General features: G+C 74.3%; 12 protein-coding genes. 6 read left to right on the top strand and 6 right to left on the bottom strand.

Annotated elements, in window-relative coordinates:
- Nucleotides 1-80 precede the first annotated feature (80 nt).
- Entirely contained in the window at nucleotides 81-1,013 is a 933-nt protein-coding gene (locus A4R25_RS05645) for a hypothetical protein (protein WP_064445854.1), read from the top strand.
- A gap of 38 nt (nucleotides 1,014-1,051) precedes the next feature.
- Here the strand turns inward: A4R25_RS05645 and A4R25_RS05640 are convergent, their stop codons facing one another.
- Nucleotides 1,052-2,626 (bottom strand): Na+/H+ antiporter, encoded by a 1,575-nt coding sequence (locus A4R25_RS05640; RefSeq protein ID WP_231915433.1) that lies wholly within the window; start codon nucleotides 2,624-2,626, stop codon nucleotides 1,052-1,054.
- A gap of 78 nt (nucleotides 2,627-2,704) precedes the next feature.
- Nucleotides 2,705-3,325, bottom strand: coding sequence for an L-threonylcarbamoyladenylate synthase (locus A4R25_RS05635; RefSeq protein ID WP_064445853.1), 621 nt, complete (start codon nucleotides 3,323-3,325; stop codon nucleotides 2,705-2,707).
- Nucleotides 3,326-3,421: 96 nt separating this feature from the next.
- On the opposite strand from A4R25_RS05635, the gene A4R25_RS05630 reads away from it, so the two are divergent.
- Together A4R25_RS05630 and A4R25_RS05625 are read left to right on the top strand one after the other, a co-directional pair.
- Nucleotides 3,422-3,784: a hypothetical protein gene (locus A4R25_RS05630; RefSeq protein WP_064445852.1), complete on the top strand. Its 363-nt coding sequence runs from the start codon at nucleotides 3,422-3,424 to the stop codon at nucleotides 3,782-3,784.
- 260 nt (nucleotides 3,785-4,044) lie between these two features.
- Complete coding sequence (locus A4R25_RS05625; protein WP_064445851.1) at nucleotides 4,045-7,029, top strand: glycosyl hydrolase; 2,985 nt, start codon at nucleotides 4,045-4,047, stop codon at nucleotides 7,027-7,029.
- Nucleotides 7,030-7,134: 105 nt separating this feature from the next.
- On the opposite strand, the gene A4R25_RS05620 is transcribed toward A4R25_RS05625, so the two are convergent.
- The 4 genes from A4R25_RS05620 to A4R25_RS05605 form a co-directional block, all read right to left on the bottom strand.
- The gene (locus A4R25_RS05620; protein ID WP_043323809.1) at nucleotides 7,135-8,001 is read right to left on the bottom strand and encodes an SDR family NAD(P)-dependent oxidoreductase; all 867 of its coding nucleotides are present in this window, start codon (nucleotides 7,999-8,001) and stop codon (nucleotides 7,135-7,137) included.
- Between the two features lie 164 nt (nucleotides 8,002-8,165).
- Nucleotides 8,166-10,961 (bottom strand): FAD-binding and (Fe-S)-binding domain-containing protein, encoded by a 2,796-nt coding sequence (locus A4R25_RS32095; protein ID WP_064446483.1) that lies wholly within the window; start codon nucleotides 10,959-10,961, stop codon nucleotides 8,166-8,168.
- 36 nt (nucleotides 10,962-10,997) lie between these two features.
- The gene (locus A4R25_RS05610) at nucleotides 10,998-11,768 is read right to left on the bottom strand and encodes a hypothetical protein (RefSeq protein WP_064445850.1); all 771 of its coding nucleotides are present in this window, start codon (nucleotides 11,766-11,768) and stop codon (nucleotides 10,998-11,000) included.
- A gap of 29 nt (nucleotides 11,769-11,797) precedes the next feature.
- Complete coding sequence (locus A4R25_RS05605) at nucleotides 11,798-12,733, bottom strand: diacylglycerol kinase family protein (protein WP_064446482.1); 936 nt, start codon at nucleotides 12,731-12,733, stop codon at nucleotides 11,798-11,800.
- 152 nt (nucleotides 12,734-12,885) lie between these two features.
- Here A4R25_RS05605 and A4R25_RS05600 point away from each other — a divergent pair, with 152 nt between their 5' ends.
- The 3 genes from A4R25_RS05600 (at nucleotide 12,886) to A4R25_RS05585 (ending at nucleotide 17,335) form a co-directional block, all read left to right on the top strand.
- Nucleotides 12,886-14,028 carry a hypothetical protein gene (locus A4R25_RS05600; protein ID WP_231915431.1) on the top strand — a complete coding sequence of 381 codons (1,143 nt, stop codon included), beginning with the start codon at nucleotides 12,886-12,888 and terminating at the stop codon, nucleotides 14,026-14,028.
- A gap of 130 nt (nucleotides 14,029-14,158) precedes the next feature.
- Entirely contained in the window at nucleotides 14,159-14,824 is a 666-nt protein-coding gene (locus A4R25_RS05595; RefSeq protein ID WP_064445849.1) for a hypothetical protein, read from the top strand.
- 192 nt (nucleotides 14,825-15,016) lie between these two features.
- Nucleotides 15,017-17,335, top strand: coding sequence for a transglycosylase domain-containing protein (locus A4R25_RS05585; RefSeq protein ID WP_064445847.1), 2,319 nt, complete (start codon nucleotides 15,017-15,019; stop codon nucleotides 17,333-17,335).
- The last annotated feature ends 272 nt before the right edge of the window (nucleotides 17,336-17,607 follow it).

The following is a 17,607-nucleotide window of genomic DNA, read 5'->3' as shown; positions in this document are numbered from 1 at the left end:
GTCGCGTCCCCGGCGGTCGCCGGCCGGCGACCGTACAGTGGGGCAGGTCCTGTTCCACCGTTTCGTCCGGAAGGACCACAGTGAACCGACGCATCAGGACCGTCCTCGGCGTCGCCCTGGCCGCCACCCTCGTCACCACCGCCGCCCCGGCCCCCGCCGCCGCCCACGACCGCCGTCCGAGCGTGATCGCGCTGCCGGACGGCTTCCAGCCGGAGGGCGTCGCCGCCGCCGGCCGCTACGCCTGGTTCGGGTCGCGGGCCACCGGTGAGATCTACCGCGCCGACCTGATCACCGGGGCGGGCAAGCAGGTCAGCCCCGCCACCGGCACCCCGTCGCTCGGCCTGAAGGTCGACGCGCGGGGCCGGCTCTTCGTCGCCGGCGGCACCGCCGGGGACGCCCGGGTCGTCGACACCCGCACCGGCGCCGTGCTCGCGAGCTATCGGTTCGCCGAGGCGCCGACGTTCGTCAACGACGTGACGCTCACCCGCGACGCCGCCTGGTTCACCGACTCGAACCGGCCGGTGCTCTACCGCCTGCCGCTCGGACGCGGCGGCACGCTGCCGCCCGCCGGCGGTTTCACCACGCTGCCGCTCACCGGTGACTTCCAGCAGACCGGCACCGGCGTCAACCTCAACGGCATCGCGCCCACCCCGGACGGGCGGGCGCTGATCGTCGTGCAGTCGAACACCGGCACGCTGTTCCGGGTGGACCCGGCCACCGGCGTCACCACCGCCGTCGACGTGCCGGGCGCCACCTTCCTCAACGGTGACGGCCTGCTGCTGCTCGGCCGCAGGCTGTACGTGGTGCAGAATTTCCTCAACCAGGTCGCCGTGGTCGACCTGAACCGCGCCGGCACGGCCGGCGTCGCCCGGGGCGTCATCACCGACCCGGGCTTCGACGTGCCGACCACGGTGGCCGCCGCGCTCGGCCGGCTCTACCTGCCGAACGGCCGGTTCACCACCCCGCCGACTCCGACCACCCCGTACACGGTCGTCGCTGTCGACGCGCGCTGAGCCACGCCGGCCGCCACCCTCTCCGGGTGGCGGCCGGTTCACTCCTCCATCTCCGGCCCGAGCAGGCGGATCTCCTCGATGTCGATGGCCGCCTGGAGCTGCCGCAGCACCACGTCATCGATCTGCCTGGTGTTGCGCAGCCGGGTGATCTCCTGCCGCTTGTGGTCGAGCACCCGCAACCGCAGCCGGCGTGCCATCTGCCGCTCCCCCTCCGCCTCCTCGCCGCCGGGGTCGCGCGCGGCGGCCAGGTGGTCCTCGTAGTCGGCGCGCAGCCGGTCCACCGTGTCCTGGGTGGCACCTACGTCGCTGGCGGCCCGGGGCAGCGCCTCCAGGGCTGCCTCGGTGGCCCGGATCCGGGCCCAGCGCACCTCGTCGTCGCGTTCCCGGTCGCCGGTCAGGCCGGCCCAGCTCACGACCGCGGGCAGCGTGGTGCCCTGCACCAGCATGATCAGCACGATCACCACCACGGTGACGAAGATGATCAGGTCGCGTTCGCGTACCGTGCTTCCGTCGTGCATGGTGACCGGCACGGCCAGCGCCGCCGCGAGCGAGACGGCGCCGCGGAACCCGGCCCAGCCCACCGCGGTACGCATGCGGAAGTCGAAGTGCCGCGCCCGGCTCGACTCCCGCCGGTCCGCCCGTTGCAGCGCCGACACCGACAGGTGCACCCAGAGCAGCCGGATCATCACCACGACCAGGGCGACGAGCACCGCGATGCCGAGCGACGCGGCCGGCGAGTGGCTGGTGATGCTGCGCAGTGAACGCGGCACCTGCGTGCCGAGCAGCACGAACAGGCCGCCGTTGATCATGAAGGTGGAGAGGTCCCAGAACGCGAACGCGGTGACCCGGGAGCGGGCCCGGATCACCCGGGGCGCGGCGTAGGACAGCAACAGTCCGGACACCACCACCGCGAGCACGCCGCTGGCGTGCACCGCGTCGGCGAGCAGGAACGCCACGAACGGGGTGAGGATGCTCAGCCCGCCCTCGCGCATCGGGTCGTCGACGTGCTTGCGGATCAGCACCACGACCGCGCCGACGAGCAGTCCCGCGGCCACGCCGCCGGCCGACTTGCCGATGAACTCGCCGGTGAGCAGCAGCGGCCCGGGCACCGTCCCGCCCGCGATCACGCCGGCCGCCACGGCGAAGAGCACGAGCGCCGTACCGTCATTGACCAGGCTCTCCGCGCGCAGCGTGGTGAGGATGCCGCGCGGCATCCGTTTGGCCAGGCCGGCCACGGCGGCGGCGTCGGTGGGGGCCAGGACCGCGCCGAGCACCCAGGCGGCGGACGCCGCCACGCCGAGAGCCTGCGCGGTGAACGCGACAGCGGCCATCGTGATGATCACCAGCACGACGGCGAGGCCGATGATCACCACCAGGTTGGCGCGGATCTCGCGCAGGCTGATGACCAGGCTCTCCCGGTAGAGGATGGCCGGGAGGAACAGCACCAGCACGACCTCGGGCTCGAGGATCAGGTTGTCGAACGGCGGCAGCAGGCCGATCAGCGCGCCCATGGCGATCAGCAGCACGGGCGGCGCGACGCTGTAGCGACCGCCGATCGTGGTCCCGACGAGCACTGTCGCGCCGAGCACCGTGATCAGCAGGAGTGCTTCCACGCCGTACCCCCGTCACCGTTCCCCCGGGTCCCTACCGTGCCCCACGACGGCGCCCGGACGGGGCGGAATCGGTGATCGTTACTCGAAGCGGGCCGGGTCTCCGGCGCCGCGACGCAGGATCTCCGGCTCCTCGCCGGACAGGTCGACCACGGTGGTCGGCTCGAGCCCGCAGTCACCGGCGTCGACCACGGCGTCGATCAGGTGGTCGAGCCGTTCCTTGATCTCCCAGCCCTGGGTCATCGGCTCGTCCTCGCCGGGCAGCAGCAGCGTGCTGGACAGCAGCGGCTCACCCAGTTCGGCCAGCAGCGCCTGGGTCACCGTGTGGCTCGGCACGCGCGCCCCGACCACCCGCCGGCGCGGGTCCTGCAACCGCCGGGGCACCTCGGCGGTGGCCGGCAGCAGGAACGTGTAGCTGCCCGGGATGACGGACTTGACCTGGCGGAAGACCGCGTTGCTGAGCTTGACGAACTGGCCGAGCTGGGCGAAGTCGGCGCACACGAGCGTGAACGGGTGACGGTCGTCGAGCCGCCGGATCTCGCGGATGCGTTCCACGCCGTCGCGGTTGCCGATCCGGCAGCCGAGCGCGTAGCAGGAGTCCGTCGGGTACGCGATCACCCCGTCGGCGCGCAGCAGGTCCACCACCTGCCGGATCACGCGGGGCTGGGGGTTGTCCGGATGCAGGTCGTAGTACCTCGCCACGACGGCCAGCCTATGCCCGCGACCTGGCGGGCGCAGGTTTGGCCGGGGCGGTTTCCGGAAACATGTGGGGGCCGTTCACGACAGGGGGACCGAATCATGTCCGAAGCCAGCACAGACCGCGTCACCGACCGCCCCGCGGAGGTGACCGATCCGCTGCTGTGGGACCTGGCCGCCGCGGTGGCAGACGCGCACCAGCCCGACGCCGAACGTGTCTGCGCGAGCCCGAGCTGCGCCGGGGCCGCCTGGCCCTGCGGCGCGTGGAACAACGCGCAGGCGGGGCTGAGCGCCGCCCGGGCGCCCCGGCAGTCCGCCGCGCCCCGGCAGTCCGCCGGCTCGCCGCAGTCCGCCTCGCGGCCCGTCGCCGGACAGCCGGGCGTCAGCCGGCCCGGTGCCGCCGGTGAGCCGGGCACGGCCGCGGCACGGACCGACGCGCGGAGCCTCGCCGCCACCGCCGCCTGACGCAGCGTAGGCACACGCGTCCTCACGCAGCCCCCGGCCGCCTCGGCCCGGGGCGGCGCTCGTGCGCACCGTCGAGCCTGGTCAGCGCGCTTCGTGAGGTGATCGAAGGGTCGATCGCGAGTGCGGGAGAGCGCTCTCTTCGGTAACAAGACATTGACGGATCCGTAACCCGAACCTTACTGTCCCTTCTCAAGAGAGCGCTCTCACGACTGCCGCACCACCACTCCGTACCCCGCCTTCTCCTCGTGAAGGGGACCTCCATGACCCTCCTGCGGGACTTCTCTCCCGACCCCGTACCCCCGACCGCGCCCGTCCCGTCCCCGGCCCGCCGTCGCGGTCTGCGGGCGACCGCCCTCGTCGCCGCGTCCGTGCTGGCCGCCGGCCTGCTGGGCGCCGTGGTCGGCGGCGGCGGCACCGCCACCGCCGGCGCCGTCGGCGCGGGCAGCTACACCGAGACGCTGCCGCCCGGCGCCCTGCTGCCCAAGGGCTGCGGCGCGATCAGCACCAACCCGCGCATCTTCACCACCGCCGACGCGCCCGCCGGCGCCATCCCCACGAACGACTGGTGGTCGTCGCTGATCTGGAAGCGCAACAACTGCGCCGGCAGCGAGAACCTGCACGCCCACCCGCTGGCGTTCAAGGCCGAGAACAACGGGCTCGGCCTGTCGTACACCACCACGCCCGCCATCAGCGGCACCGCGACCGGCGTCGGCGAGTTCCACTACCCGTACGGCGAGGACGTCCGCGTCGGGATGCCCGGACTGTCGGCGCCGGTGGTCAAGGCCGCCGGCTGGAGCGACTGGACGGTCACCGCCGACTGGAGCGACGGCAGCCGCACCATGCGCGCCACCATCGGCCACGGGCTGCCGTTCAGCTACTACACGGTCAGCGGCGGCACCGCGCAGCTCACCGCCACCGCGACACCCACCGTGTGGCGCAACTCCGGCGCCACCATCGGCTTCACGGTCAACGGCCACGACTACGTCGCGTACGCCCCCACCGGCGCGACCTGGACCGTCAACGGCGCCGGCATCAGCTCGACGCTGGCCGGCAAGGGGTACTTCTCGGTGGCGGTGCTGCCCGGCGGCGGTGACCGGGCCGCCCTGGCCGACACCTACGGCCGGTACGCCCACGCCCACGTCACCGGCACCCGGATGAGCTACACGTACGACCCGTCGGCGGGAACGGTGCGCACCACGTACGCGTTCACCACCACGCCCCGCGAGGGCAGCGAGACGAAGACCGTGGTGGCGCTCTACCCGCACCAGTGGCGCAGCCTCACCGGCGCCACCCCGATCACCCCGACGTACGTCTCGGCGCGCGGCGCCATGCGGGTGCTCACCGGTGTGCCGTCGTTCACCACCACGATGCGCTTCACCGGCGTGCTGCCCGAGGTGCCCGCCGTCGGCGACTCCAGCGGCGCCGACCTGGCCACCGTCACCGGCTACCTGAACGCCGAGCAGGGCAACCCGGAAGGCGTCAGCGGCACCGACACGTACTGGGCCGGCAAGGGACTCGGCCGGGCCGCCCGGATCGCCGAGATCGCCGACCAGCTCGGGCAGACCTCGGTCCGCGACGCGGCGGTGACCGCGATGAAGAACCGGCTGACCAACTGGCTCACCGCGAGCTCGGGCGAGACCGGCCAGCTGTTCTACTACGACCGCAACTGGGGCACGCTCATCGGCTACCCCGCCTCGTACGGCTCCGACGAGGACCTCAACGACCACCACTTCCACTACGGCTACTTCATCGCCGCCGCCGCCACGGTCGCCAAGTTCGACCCCGGCTGGGCCGACGACAGCCGCTACGGCGGCATGATCGACCTGCTCATCCGCGACGCCAACAACTACGACCGCGCCGACAGCCGCTTCCCCTACCTGCGGGACTTCGACATCTACGCCGGGCACGACTGGGCCTCCGGCCTGGCGCCGTTCTTCGCCGGCAACAACCAGGAGTCCTCGTCGGAGGGGATGAACTTCGCCAACGCGCTGATCCAGTGGGGTCAGGCCACCGGCGACACCGCCGTGCGCGACGCCGGGGTCTACCTGTGGACCACCCAGTCCGCGGCCATCTCCGAGTACTGGTTCGACGTGTACGACCAGAACTTCCCGGCCGCGTTCGGGCACAAGACGGTCGGCATGGTGTGGGGCGACGGCGGGTCGTACTCCACCTGGTTCTCCGCGGCGCCGGAGATGATCCAGGGCATCAACATGCTGCCGATCACCGGCGGTCACCTCTACCTGGGCGACTTCCCCGAGTACGTCAAGGCCAACTACGCCGAGCTGGTCACCAACAAGGGCGGCCCGCCGACGGTGTGGCAGGACATCATCTGGGAGTTCCTGGCCCTCGGCGACGGCGAGCAGGCGCTGCGCAACTTCCGCACGAACAGCGGGTTCACCAGCGAGGAGGGCGAGAGCAAGGCGCACACGTTCCACTGGATCCGCAACCTCGCCGCGCTCGGCACCGTGGACACCACGGTCACCGCCAACCACCCGCTGGCGAAGGTGTTCGTCAAGAACGGCGTCCGCACCTACGTGGCGTCGAACATCACCGCCCGGCCGCTCACCGTCACGTTCTCCAACGGCGTCACGCTCGCCGTGCCGGCCGGCAAGACCGCCACGTCCGGGGCGTACACCTGGAGCGGCGGCAACGCCACCGGCGGCGGGACCGTGCCGACCGGCACGCCGACGACCTCGACGCCCAGCCCCACCCCCACCACCGCGAGTCCCACGCCGACCTCCGCCAGCCCCAGCCCGACGGGTACGGGCAGCGCGCTGAAGCCGGTCCGGTACCTGCGTTCGGGCGGCGGGCTGGACGGCAACGCCGGCACCGCCGGCACGGTGAACGTGGCGGCGGCGAACGGCAACCACGACGGCACGCCGACCAACCCGCAGGTGTTCACGGCCACCGGGCTGACCGGCACGTACACCGGCGGAGCGACCGCCTTCGACCTGGCCGTCGACGCCGGCACGGCGATCGGCAACGGCGTCCAGATCCGGGTCTCCTACGACCTGACCGGCAACGGCAGCGTCGAGCGGGTGGAGACCTACCGGTACTTCGCCACCGATCCGATCCCGGGCGCGGAGCGCTACCGGCAGACCCAGGGCCTGCTCTCGGCCACCGGCACGCTGGGCAATCTGTCCGGCGGCACGGTACGCGTCGAGGTGTGGAACGCCATCGGCGGCGCGCCCACGATCCTCGGCGTCGGCAACAGCTCGACGGTCACCTTGCCGTACGGTTCCTGACCCGAAGCTCCTGAACGCGCGACTCCGGCGCCCCGGCCCTCGTGGCCGGGGCGCCGGCTCGATGCGTCCCCGGCCACGACCGCCGTCGCCGGCGGCCCGGCGGGATCAGGCGGTCACGTGCGCGCTGTCGCCCGCTGTCGCGGCGAACGACGTGCCGCTGACCATGCGCGCCGCGTCGGAGGCGAGGAACACCACCAGCGGCGCGACGTCCTCCGGCTCCACCCACGGCACGCCCAGCGGCGTCTTCGCCCGCAGCGCCCCGACCGCTTCCCGCTCCACCTCGGCCAGGTCACCCGACGGTGACTTCCCCGCCTCCACCAGCGCCTGCACGTAACGGTCCCGGTGCCGGGTCAGCGCGGTGTCGACCAGCCCCGGGATCACCGCGTTCACCGTCACGCCGTGCGGCCCGAGTTCCAGCGCGGCGGACTTCATCAGCCCAATGAGCCCCCACTTGGACGCCGAGTACGCGGACCCGTTCGTGGTGCCGTGCTGTCCCTGGGTGGACGACGTGATGACGATCCGCCCGCCGCCGCGCCGTACCAGCAGTGGCGCGAACACCCGCAGCACGTTCGCGGCGCCGGTGAGGTTCACGTCGATCTGGTCGTGCCAGTGCTGGTCGGTCATCTCCAGCAGCGGCGCGAACGCTTGGATGCCGGCGTTGGCGAACAGCACGTCCACGCCGCCGTGCTCCCGCTCGACCGCCTCGGCGAACGCGCGTACCGCCCCGATGTCGCGCTGGTCGGCCACGTGCGCGGACCAGCGGGCGCCGGCCGCCGTCACCCGGCGCCCGGTCTCGGCCAGGTCCTCCGGCGTGGCGGGCGGGAGGTCCAGGATCGGGCTGACCGGCCCGGCGACGTCCATCCCGGCCACGTCCGCGCCCGACTCGGCCAGCGCCACCGCCGCGGCCCGGCCGATCCCCCGCGCCGCGCCGGTGACCACAGCGACCCGCCCCGACAACACGCCCGCAGCCACCGCGTCACCCCTCCCGTGGACTCCCCCTCCCGCACCGTAAGCCCTGCCGTCCCCGCCCCGCCCGCGATCAAGCCCTCGGTACGCCAGCCCAGCTCACGGCGCCCGCTCCCCTCATCCCCGAACTGGTGTCGATCACGCGAAAAGCCGGCACTCCGCGGACGTCGCTACGGCGAGGTGGCCTCGGCCAGCAACTCCAGCACGTGCCGGTACGGTTGCCCGGTCGCCCGCGCCAGCCCGATCTCGCACGTACGGTTCACCGAGGCGTACCCGTCGAAGGCGCGTGCCGTGACGGCGGCGGCCTCGGCCCGGGTGGCCGACGCGGTCAGCTCCGGGTGCAGCAGTCCCCGGTCCCCGGCGAAGCCGCAGCACTGCCAGCCCTCCGGGACGACCACCTCGTCGGCGACCGCGCGGGCCACGGTGAGCAGCGCGTCGTCGAGTCCGAGGCGGACCGACGAGCAGGTCGGGTGCAGCGCGAGCGAGCCGATCCGGCGGCGCACTGTCAGCCGGGGCAGCAGCGTGCCGGCGGTGTACGCGACGGCGTCGACGACCCGCACGTCCCCGGCGCCGTCGAGCAGCCGCTCGAAGCCCTCGGTGCAGGACGCGGCGTCGCTGACCACCGGCAGCGCGCCGTCGCGGCTGGCGGCGCGCAGCACCGGCGGGACGCGGTCGCGCACCTGCCGGTAGCCCTCGGTGAGTCCCTTCGACGACCAGGGGGTGCCGCAGCACAGGTCGCCGATGCCGTCGGGCACGAGCAGGCGTACGCCGGCCCGCTCGGCGAGCGTGAGCAGCGCGGCAGCCACGCCGGTGCCGCCCTGCGCCGGGGCGAACAGCGTGCCCAGGCAGGACGGCACGAACACCGCGTCCGGGTCGTCGGCCGGGTGGGGGCGGCGCGGAGTGCCGCCGCGCGGCAGGTCCCGTTGCCACTGCGGCACCCGGTCGGCGCCGAGCACCGCGCGGGCGGCCCGGGTGGCGGCCTCGGGCAGCGCGGGCGGCAGCGCCCCGGCCAGATCGAGTCCCCGGGCCATGCCCCGGGTGGTGGCGCCCCAGCGGCGGGCCGCGCCGCGCCAGGCGGTCCCCGCCGCCCGGCCGTGCTCCTGCGCGCGCAGCCGCTTGACCAGGTCACCGGTGTTGATCAGCACCGGGCAGGCGGTCGCGCACATGCCGTCGACGGCGCAGGTCTGCACCGCGTCGTAGTCGTAGTCGTCGGTCAGTTCCCGGACCAGCGCGGTGTCGCCGGCGGCCTGCGCTGCGGCGATCTCCCGGCGCAGCACGATGCGCTGCCGGGGCGTGGTGGTGAGGTCGCGGCTGGGGCAGACCGGCTCGCAGTAGCCGCACTCGACGCAGCGGTCGACCTCCTCCTCCACCGTCGGCACGGTCTTGAGGTGCCGCATGTGGATCTCCGGGTCGTCGCTGAGCAGCACCCCCGGGTTGAGCACGCCGTCCGGGTCGCAGAGCGTCTTCAGCTCGCGCATCACCTCGTACAGCTCGTCGCCGAACTGGCGGCGCACGTAGGGGGCCATCACCCGGCCGGTGCCGTGCTCGGCCTTGAGCGTGCCGCCGTGGCCGAGCACCAGGTCGACCATCTCCTCGGTGAAGTCGGCGTAGCGCGCCGGGGCCGCACCGCCGTCGAAGCGCTCGTTGAGCATGAAGTGCAGGTTGCCGTCCTTGGCGTGGCCGAAGATGACGCTGTCGGCGTACCGGTGCCGCTCGAACAGCTCGGCCAGCGACGCGCAGGTGCCGGCGAGCGCCTCGACCGGCACGGCGATGTCCTCCAGCAGCGCGGTGGTGCCGGACGGGCGCGCGCCGGCCACCGCCGCGTACAGGCCCTTACGGATGTGCCACAGCGCGGCCCGGGCGGCCGGTTCGCCGCTGAGCCGCGCCGGTGCGCTCAGCGGCAGACCGGCCAGCACAGGTCCGGCGTCGGCGACCCGGTCGGCGAGCGCCGCCGCGTCGGACTCCTGCCACTCGGCGAGCAGCGCGGCGTGCCCGCGCACGGCCAGGCCGCGCAGCGTGGCGTCCGCCTTCGGGTCCCGCTGGGCGACCCGCAGGGCGGCGGCGTCGAGCAGCTCGACCGCCGCCGGCCCGGCGGCCACCAGCGCCGGCATCGCGGCCATCGCCGCGCCCAGCGTTTCGAAGACCAGCAGGCCCGTCGCGGCATGGCGGTGCACGGGTACGGTGCGGAACGTCGCCGACGCGACGAACGCGAGCGTGCCCTCGCTGCCCACCACGAGCCGGGTGAGCAGATCGGCCGGGTCGTCGTGGTCGAGGAACGCGTTCACGCCGTACCCCATGGTGTTCTTCATGGCGTACTGGGCGCGGATGCGGCGCACCGAGTCGGGATTGCCGCGTACCCGGTCGCGCAGCCGCAGCAGCCCGGCGTGCAGCGCCGGTTCGGCGGCGCGCAGCCGGGCGTCGGCGTCCGGGGCGCCGGTGTCCAGCACGGTGCCGCTGGGCAGCACGAGGACCAGCGACTCCAGCGTCCGGTACGTGTTGAACTCGGTTCCGCAGGTCATGCCGCTGGAGTTGTTGGCGACCACGCCGCCGACCGTGCACGCGGACTCGCTGGCCGGGTCGGGGCCGAGCTTGCGGCCGTACGGCGCGAGCCGCGCGTTCACCTGCCGCAGCACCACCCCCGGTTGGACCCGCACCCGCCGCCCGTCGTCGAGCACCGTGAGGTCGCGGAAGTGCCGTCGCACGTCGACGAGCAGCCGGTCGGTGACGGCCTGGCCGCTGAGGCTGGTGCCGCCGGAGCGGAACGTAAGCGGGGTGCCGGTGCGGCGGCTGTGCGCCAGCAGCGCGGCGATCTGACCGGCGTCGGCCGGGGTGATCACCGCGCCGGGGTGCAGCAGATAGTGCGAGGCGTCGTGGGCCATCCGCAGCCGGTCCGCGGCCCGGGTCGCCACGCCGCCGGGCACCACCGACTCCAGTCCGGCCCGCGTGGACGCGCTCAGCTCCGTCATGATCACCGCACCTCCCCGGCTCACAGTAGTCGCGGTTCAGTTCGCGGTGATCCGGTCCAGCACCCGCCGCTGGAACGCGCGGGCGGCCGGTCCGGACGGCGGCGTGCCGCCGCGGCGGGCCTCGATCGAGGCGCGGATCAGCGCGGCGTCCGGGTCGTCGGCGGCCACCCGCAGCCCGGCGTCGACCTTGCCCAGCCAGACGCCGTCGCGGTGGCGCACCAGCGCGCGGCAGGCGCCGAGCACCGCGTCCTCCGCGCCGGGAGCCGGTGCGTCGCCGGGTGGGGTGGGCAGCGCCAGCCACCAGCGCAGCGCGTCGGCCAGCAGCGCCCGCAGCGCCTGCGGTGACGGGTCGGCGAACACGTCGGCGGCGGGCGGGCCGAGCAGCGTCAGGCCGGACTGGCGCAGGATGCTGCGGTCCAGCGCGTACCAGAACCGCCCGTCGGCGGCGGGCCGGTCGGCCGGGTCGTAGGTGGCGCGGAACGGCATTGTCGCGCCGGTGTTCAGCTCGACCTCGAAGCCGGGCTCCGGGGCGCCGGAGGCGGCCACGTCCCGGCGGCAGACGACCAGTTCCAGGCCGCGCGCCGGGCAGGGCAGCGACCCGTGCCGCAGCCGGTCCACGAGCAGGCGCTTGTCCGGCGCCGGCATCGGCCCGGCGGCCACGAGCGCCACGTCCACGTCGCTGCGCCCCGGCTGGTACACGCCCAGCCCGACCGACCCGGCGGCGTACGCGCCGACGAGGTCGTCGCCGAGCACGTCCCGGGAGCGGCGGACCAGTTCGGCCAGGTAGTCGCGGATGTCGTCGCGCATTCCGGCATCCTGCCCTGGAGCGGGAGCGGTCAGTCCGGCGGGTCGGGGCAGCACACCGTCAGCGCGCCCGGGACCACCTTCACCTTGAGGCGTTTCGCCTTGCCCCGCGCGCCGCCGTCCAGCTCATACGTCTTCGGCGCGTCGAACCGCACGGTGATCTTGCGACCGCGGGTGATCCGTACGAACGGCGACTCCTCGGAGCGTCCGGCGGCCATCCGGCCCAGCGTGCGCGCCCAGTCCACCGCGCCGCTGGCGGTGGCGACGCCGACCTCCAGCGCCCCGTCGTCCGGACGGGCGTCGTCGAAGGCCGGGATGCCGCCGGTGATGGTGCCGACGTTGCCGAACAGCACGCAGCTCGCCTCGTCGTCGAACCAGTCCGCGCCGTCGACCCGGATCCGGGTCCGTACGCACTCGCCGCGCACGTGCCGCAGCCCGGTCCAGACGTACGCGATCCGGCCGAACCGGCCCTTGAGCTGCCGGTCGGCGTCCCGGATCAGGTCGCCGTCGAACCCGGCGCCGGCCATCACCGCGAAGTGCTCCCCGTTGATCCGGCCCAGGTCCAGCTCGCGCCGGCGGCCGTGCAGCGCGATCCGTACCGCCTCCGGCAGGTCGACCGGGATGCCCAGGTTCACCGCGAACAGGTTGGCCGTGCCGGCCGGCAGGATGCCCATCGGCACGCCGCTGCCCGCGAGCGCGTCGGCGCACCGCTGCACCATGCCGTCGCCGCCCCACACCAGCACCAGCTCGGCGCCGGAGTCCAGCGCCGCGCGGACCCGCTTGGGCGCCTTGCGGCTCTTCGGCACCTCGTACCAGAGCAGCCGCCCGACCCCGGCGGCGACGAGCCGGGAGCGCAGCTCGTCGAGCCCTCCCCCGAACGTCTTCTTCCGATGGGCGACGACGGCGACCACACCGGCCGGGGGCGCGGCGGGGGCGGTGGCCGGGCGCTCGGCCGTGCTCGTGTTCACGGTCCCGCTGTACCCGGAGCGCGCGCGTCCCACGCCTGCGCCCGGCGCGACGCGCCCGAAACCGATTCGCGGCGTACTGTGCCCGGACGGCCACGTTCGGTACAGTGCGGACGATGATCCGCGCCGCCGGGCGCGGATCCGGAGGGTGTGCGATGACGCGACGGATCGGGTGGGTGGCGTACTACACGCTGCGCCTCGGTTTGCTGCTCGGCGGCGTGGCAGCCGTCTGGGGCGCGCACGAGGTGGCGGCCGGCTCGGCCGCCCACGCCGCCGACCGTCCGCCGCTCACGGCCACCGTGGAGACTCTGACCCACACACTCGGCGCGGTTCTCGGCCTGCCCGCGTCCGGGGCCGTCGGTGTCGAGTCCACACCCGCCGCCGCGCCGGCATCCGGCACGACAGCTCCCGCCGCCGACGCCACCGCGCCGAGCGCTGACGCGCCCGGCACGCCCACGTCCGGCACGGCCACGCCCGGAAAGGCCGTGGCGACGGCCCCGGAGGCGGCCCCGGCCGCCACGACGCCGGTCACCGGCCGCGTCGTCGAGGCGGTGGTGACGCCGGTCCGCGACCACGTGCTGACCCCGGTCACCGACGGCCTGCGCCCGGCCACCGACCCGGTACGCGATCACCTGCTCACGCCGGTCGCGGAGGCCCTGCGCCCGCTCACCGGCCCGGTCACGGAGGGCGTGCTCGAACCGGTCGCGGACGTGCTGTCCCCGGTCGTGGAGCCGCTGAGCCCGATTCTCGGTCCGGTCTGGCGGGGCCTGGAACCGGTGGTCGCGCCGCTGGACCCGGTGCTCGACCCGCTCAGCCCGGTGACCGATCTGCTCGACCCACCGGCGGCGTCGCAGCCGGGCCCGGCCGACCCCGCTGACCCGACCGACCCCGGTGACCCGACAGCCCCCGCCGACCCGGCTGATCCGGCTGGTCCGGCTGATCCGGCCGGCACCGCTGATCCGGCCGTGAAGGCCCGCCCGGCTGCGCCGGCCCGCGCGGGCGACAGCGTTACGGTCGCCGCCGGCCCGGTGGCGCGTGCCTTCGCCGTCGAACAACGGGGCGCCGCCGCGCGCAGCGCGACACAGGCTGTCCGCACGGCGGCCGACTTCGCCCCGACCCCCGTCGCGCCGCAGCCGTACGACGGCGCCAGCCATGCCGGCGGCGCGGTGCACAGCGAGGCGGCCGACGCGGACGCGTGCCGCTGGGGGCTGCCGACGCTCGCCCACCAGTACGGGCGCCCGTCGCACGAACGCCTGCCGGCCTCCCGCACGTCACGGCCCGGCACCAGACCCGCCTGAGCGGACTTCACAGGACCACATGCGATCCGGAGCACGGGCGTGTCCCGCCCGACTGCCGCGCCTGCGCGGCGGCGCCGTCGTCCGGCGCCCGCACCAGACCCGATCACGCCTGTGAAACAGGAGTTCGTTCATGAGCACAGCCCTGCCCGTCGCCCGCGCCCGGTGGTGCGACATCGGCCGCATCGCCGATCTCGTCGCCGAGGCCCTGATGCCCACCGCCCTGGCGGCCTGGCTCGTCCCCGACGCGCCGCGCCGTTTGCCGGTCCTCGCCGCCGTGGCGCGGATCTGGACCGAACACGCGCTGCTGTTCGGCGACGCGTTCCTGCTGCCCGACGGCAGCGCCGCCACCGTGTGGTTCCACCGCTACCGGCCGATCCCGACGCCCCACCGGTACGCCGATCGTCTCGCCGCCGCCGCCGGCCCGGACGAGGAGCGGTTCCGCCGCCTCGGTGACGCGCTCGCCGCCCGGCGTCCGGTCGAGCCGCACAACAACCTGGCGCTGCTGGCCGCTCCCCGGGGCGGGGCGGCGGAGGCGCTCGCCGGGGCGCAGCGCCGGATGGACACCCTCAGCCTGCCCACCTACGCGCACCCGTGCGCCGGGGAGCAGGAGGAGTTGCTGCGGCGGCTCGGCTACACCGCACGGGAGGCCTTCGCGGCCCCGGACGGCACCGAACTGCGGGCGCTGTGGCGGTCGACGCCGTTCCGTGCGGGCGGCAACGACCGCTGGCCGGTGCGTCACCGCGGCTTCGGCCGCCCGGACCGCGACGGCCGGGCCGCCGACCGGGCGGCGCGCTGACCGGTTGCCCGGGCCGGGGCGGCCACCCAGCCGCCCCGGCTCCCGCCCGCCGCCTTCACGCAGACGTCGCTGTGCTCGGCCTCGTCGAGCCGGAGGTTGATCCGTTGCCCCGACGTCGTCGGCCGGTGCGGGCGCCGCACCTCGGTTAGCCTGCGAGCCGGGCACGACTTCGCCGAGCGACCGGAGGTAACGGTGCGAGGAACGGGAGAGACCCCGGGGCCGGCCGGCGCCACGACCGCGAGCCCGAAGCGCAAGCGGCGGCGCCTGCCGGTCGTCCTCGCGGTCTGCGTGCTGCTGGCCGGGTGCGGCCTGGTCGCGGGCGGCTACTACTTCGACAGCGTGCCCACGCCCAGCGACCTGAAGCTGCCCGAGTCCACGACCGTCTTCTACGCCGACGGCCGCACGCCGATGGCGAAGCTGGGCGCCCAGAACCGCACCATCGTGCCGTACGAGCAGATGAACGACTCGGCCAAGCAGGCGATCGTGGCGGCCGAGGACCGGACCTTCTGGACCAACCGCGGCATCGACTTCAAGGGCGTGCTGCGCGCCGCCTGGGCCAACGTGAGCGGCGGGCAGCGGCAGGGCGCCTCCACGCTCACCCAGCAGTACGCGCGCATCGCCGCCGACCTGCGCGGCGTCACCTACTCCCGCAAGCTGCGGGAGGCGGTCATCGCGTGGAAGCTCGACGACGCGTACACCAAGGAGGAGATCCTCGGCTTCTACCTGAACACCGTGCCGTTCGGCCGGGGAGCGTACGGGATCGAGGCGGCCGCGCAGACGTACTTCGGCAAGACGGTCCGCCGGGACGCCCCACCCGAGCGGCAGCTCACCCAGGCCGAGGCGATGGTGCTCTGCGCCATGGTGAAGCAGCCGGAGGCGGATCCGGCCGACCCCGAGGGCACGCCCGGCTACGACCCGCGCCGCAACGCGCTGGCCCGGCAGAACTCGATCGACAGGTGGAACTACATCCGCGACGGCATGGTCAAGCTCGGCTACCTGACGTCGCAGCAGGCGGCGGACCTCGCGTACCCGGACACGGTCCGGCCGATCGACAAGGACGCGGGCCGGTCCGACCTGGACCGGCCGACCGGCCTGGTGGTCAACCACGTGCTGGCCGAGCTGCGCGGGACCGAGCCGTTCCGCGGCAAGCCGGACGAGGTGATCCGGGACGGCGGCTACCGCATCGTCACCACCATCGACAAGCGCGTGCAGGACGCGGCCGAGGCGGCGGCGGACATCCGCCGGGACACCGCCCCGCGAGCGGTGCGCGGGCAGCCGCGGAACTGGCAGGCGGCGCTGGTGGCGGTGGAGCCGGGCACCGGCCGGGTGCTCGGCTACTACGGTGGCGACAAGGGCTCGGGCGCGGACTACGCGGGCTGGTACTCCGACGAGGACGGCCAGGCCCGCGGCTTCGGCCAGCATCCGCCGGGGTCGTCGTTCAAGGTGTACGACCTGGCCGCCGCCGTGCGCGACGGGATCTCGGTGAAGGAGCGGTTCGACTCGCCGGACACCAAGGAGTTCCCCGCCTCGGGGCGCACCAAGGGCAGCGCGGCCGGGCCGATCCGCAACGCCGAGCGGGCGCCCTGCCAGCCGGACTGCGCGCTCTGGGAGGCCACCGTCGCCTCGCTCAACGTCACCTACTTCGAGCTGACCGAGCGGCTCGGCACGGACAAGGTGATCGAGACGGCCCGGCAGGCGGGCGTGGAGTCGATGTGGGAGACGGTCCGGGGCAACCCCCGACCGCAGCGCGTCGACCTGCGCAGCGACCCCGCCGACGAGGTGGCGAAGCGGTTCTCCACCGAGGTCGGCATCGGGCAGTACGGCATCACGGTGCAGGACCACGCGAACGGGATGGCCACGTTCGCAGCCGGCGGCAAGCGCGCCGACGCACACTTCGTCCGGTCGGTGAGCAAGGACGACGAGGAGGTGTGGACCGAGCAGCTGCGCACCACCGACCTCGGGCTGGACCGGGAGGCCGTCGACCAGCTGGACTGGACACTGCGCCGGGTCCGGGCGGCCAAGCTGGACAACGGCTGGGACTCCGCCGGCAAGACCGGCACCTGGCAGGCCGGGAAGAGCACCACGCAGAACGTGCACACCTGGATGGTGGGCTGGACCGGCGCGCTGGCCTCGGCCGTGTGGCTGGGCACCACCGACGGCAAGCCGCTGCGGACCAGCGACGGCAGCTACGACGTGTACGGCTCGACCGGCGCCGCGCCGATCTGGCGGCAGTTCATGACAAAGGCCACCGAGGCGATGAAGCTCGACCCGGGCAAGTACCGCTTCGGTGAGCCGAAGTTTCCCGGCGACACCCCGGAGCCGACCGCGTCGGCGCCGCCGCCGTCCACCGCCGCGCCCACACCGTCGGACTCCCCGAGCCCGAGCCCGACCCCGTCGAGCCCCAGCCCGAGCCCGGAGCCGACCGGGCGGCCGACGTCGCGGCCCACGCTGACGCCCACGCTGCCACCGCCGCCCACGATCACGCCGACGCGGACCCGCGGCCCGCGCTGACGTACCCGGCCGCGCGGTGGCGGCCCGCGTGCGGCGGCGTCCTCGCGTCTATGTGCGCCATTCGCGCACATAGGCAACGTCCGCAATTTGCACGGGCCCCCATCCACTGTCGGCGATGTTCGCCCTGATCAGGGCCTATTGAAGATCATGGTTGCCTGGGACGACACGCGCGGCGACACGCCCGACTGCCAGCCGTTGCCCAGGTCACCCATTGCTCACGGCTCGCGCGGCGTGTGATTGTGCACCAGCGAACCGCCGACCCCCGGCGAATC

The organism is Micromonospora sp. NBRC 110037, from assembly GCF_001652995.1.
In the GTDB taxonomy this organism is placed as follows: Bacteria; Actinomycetota; Actinomycetes; order Mycobacteriales; family Micromonosporaceae; genus Micromonospora; species Micromonospora chalcea.
This window is presented reverse-complemented; position numbering and strand designations above follow the sequence as displayed.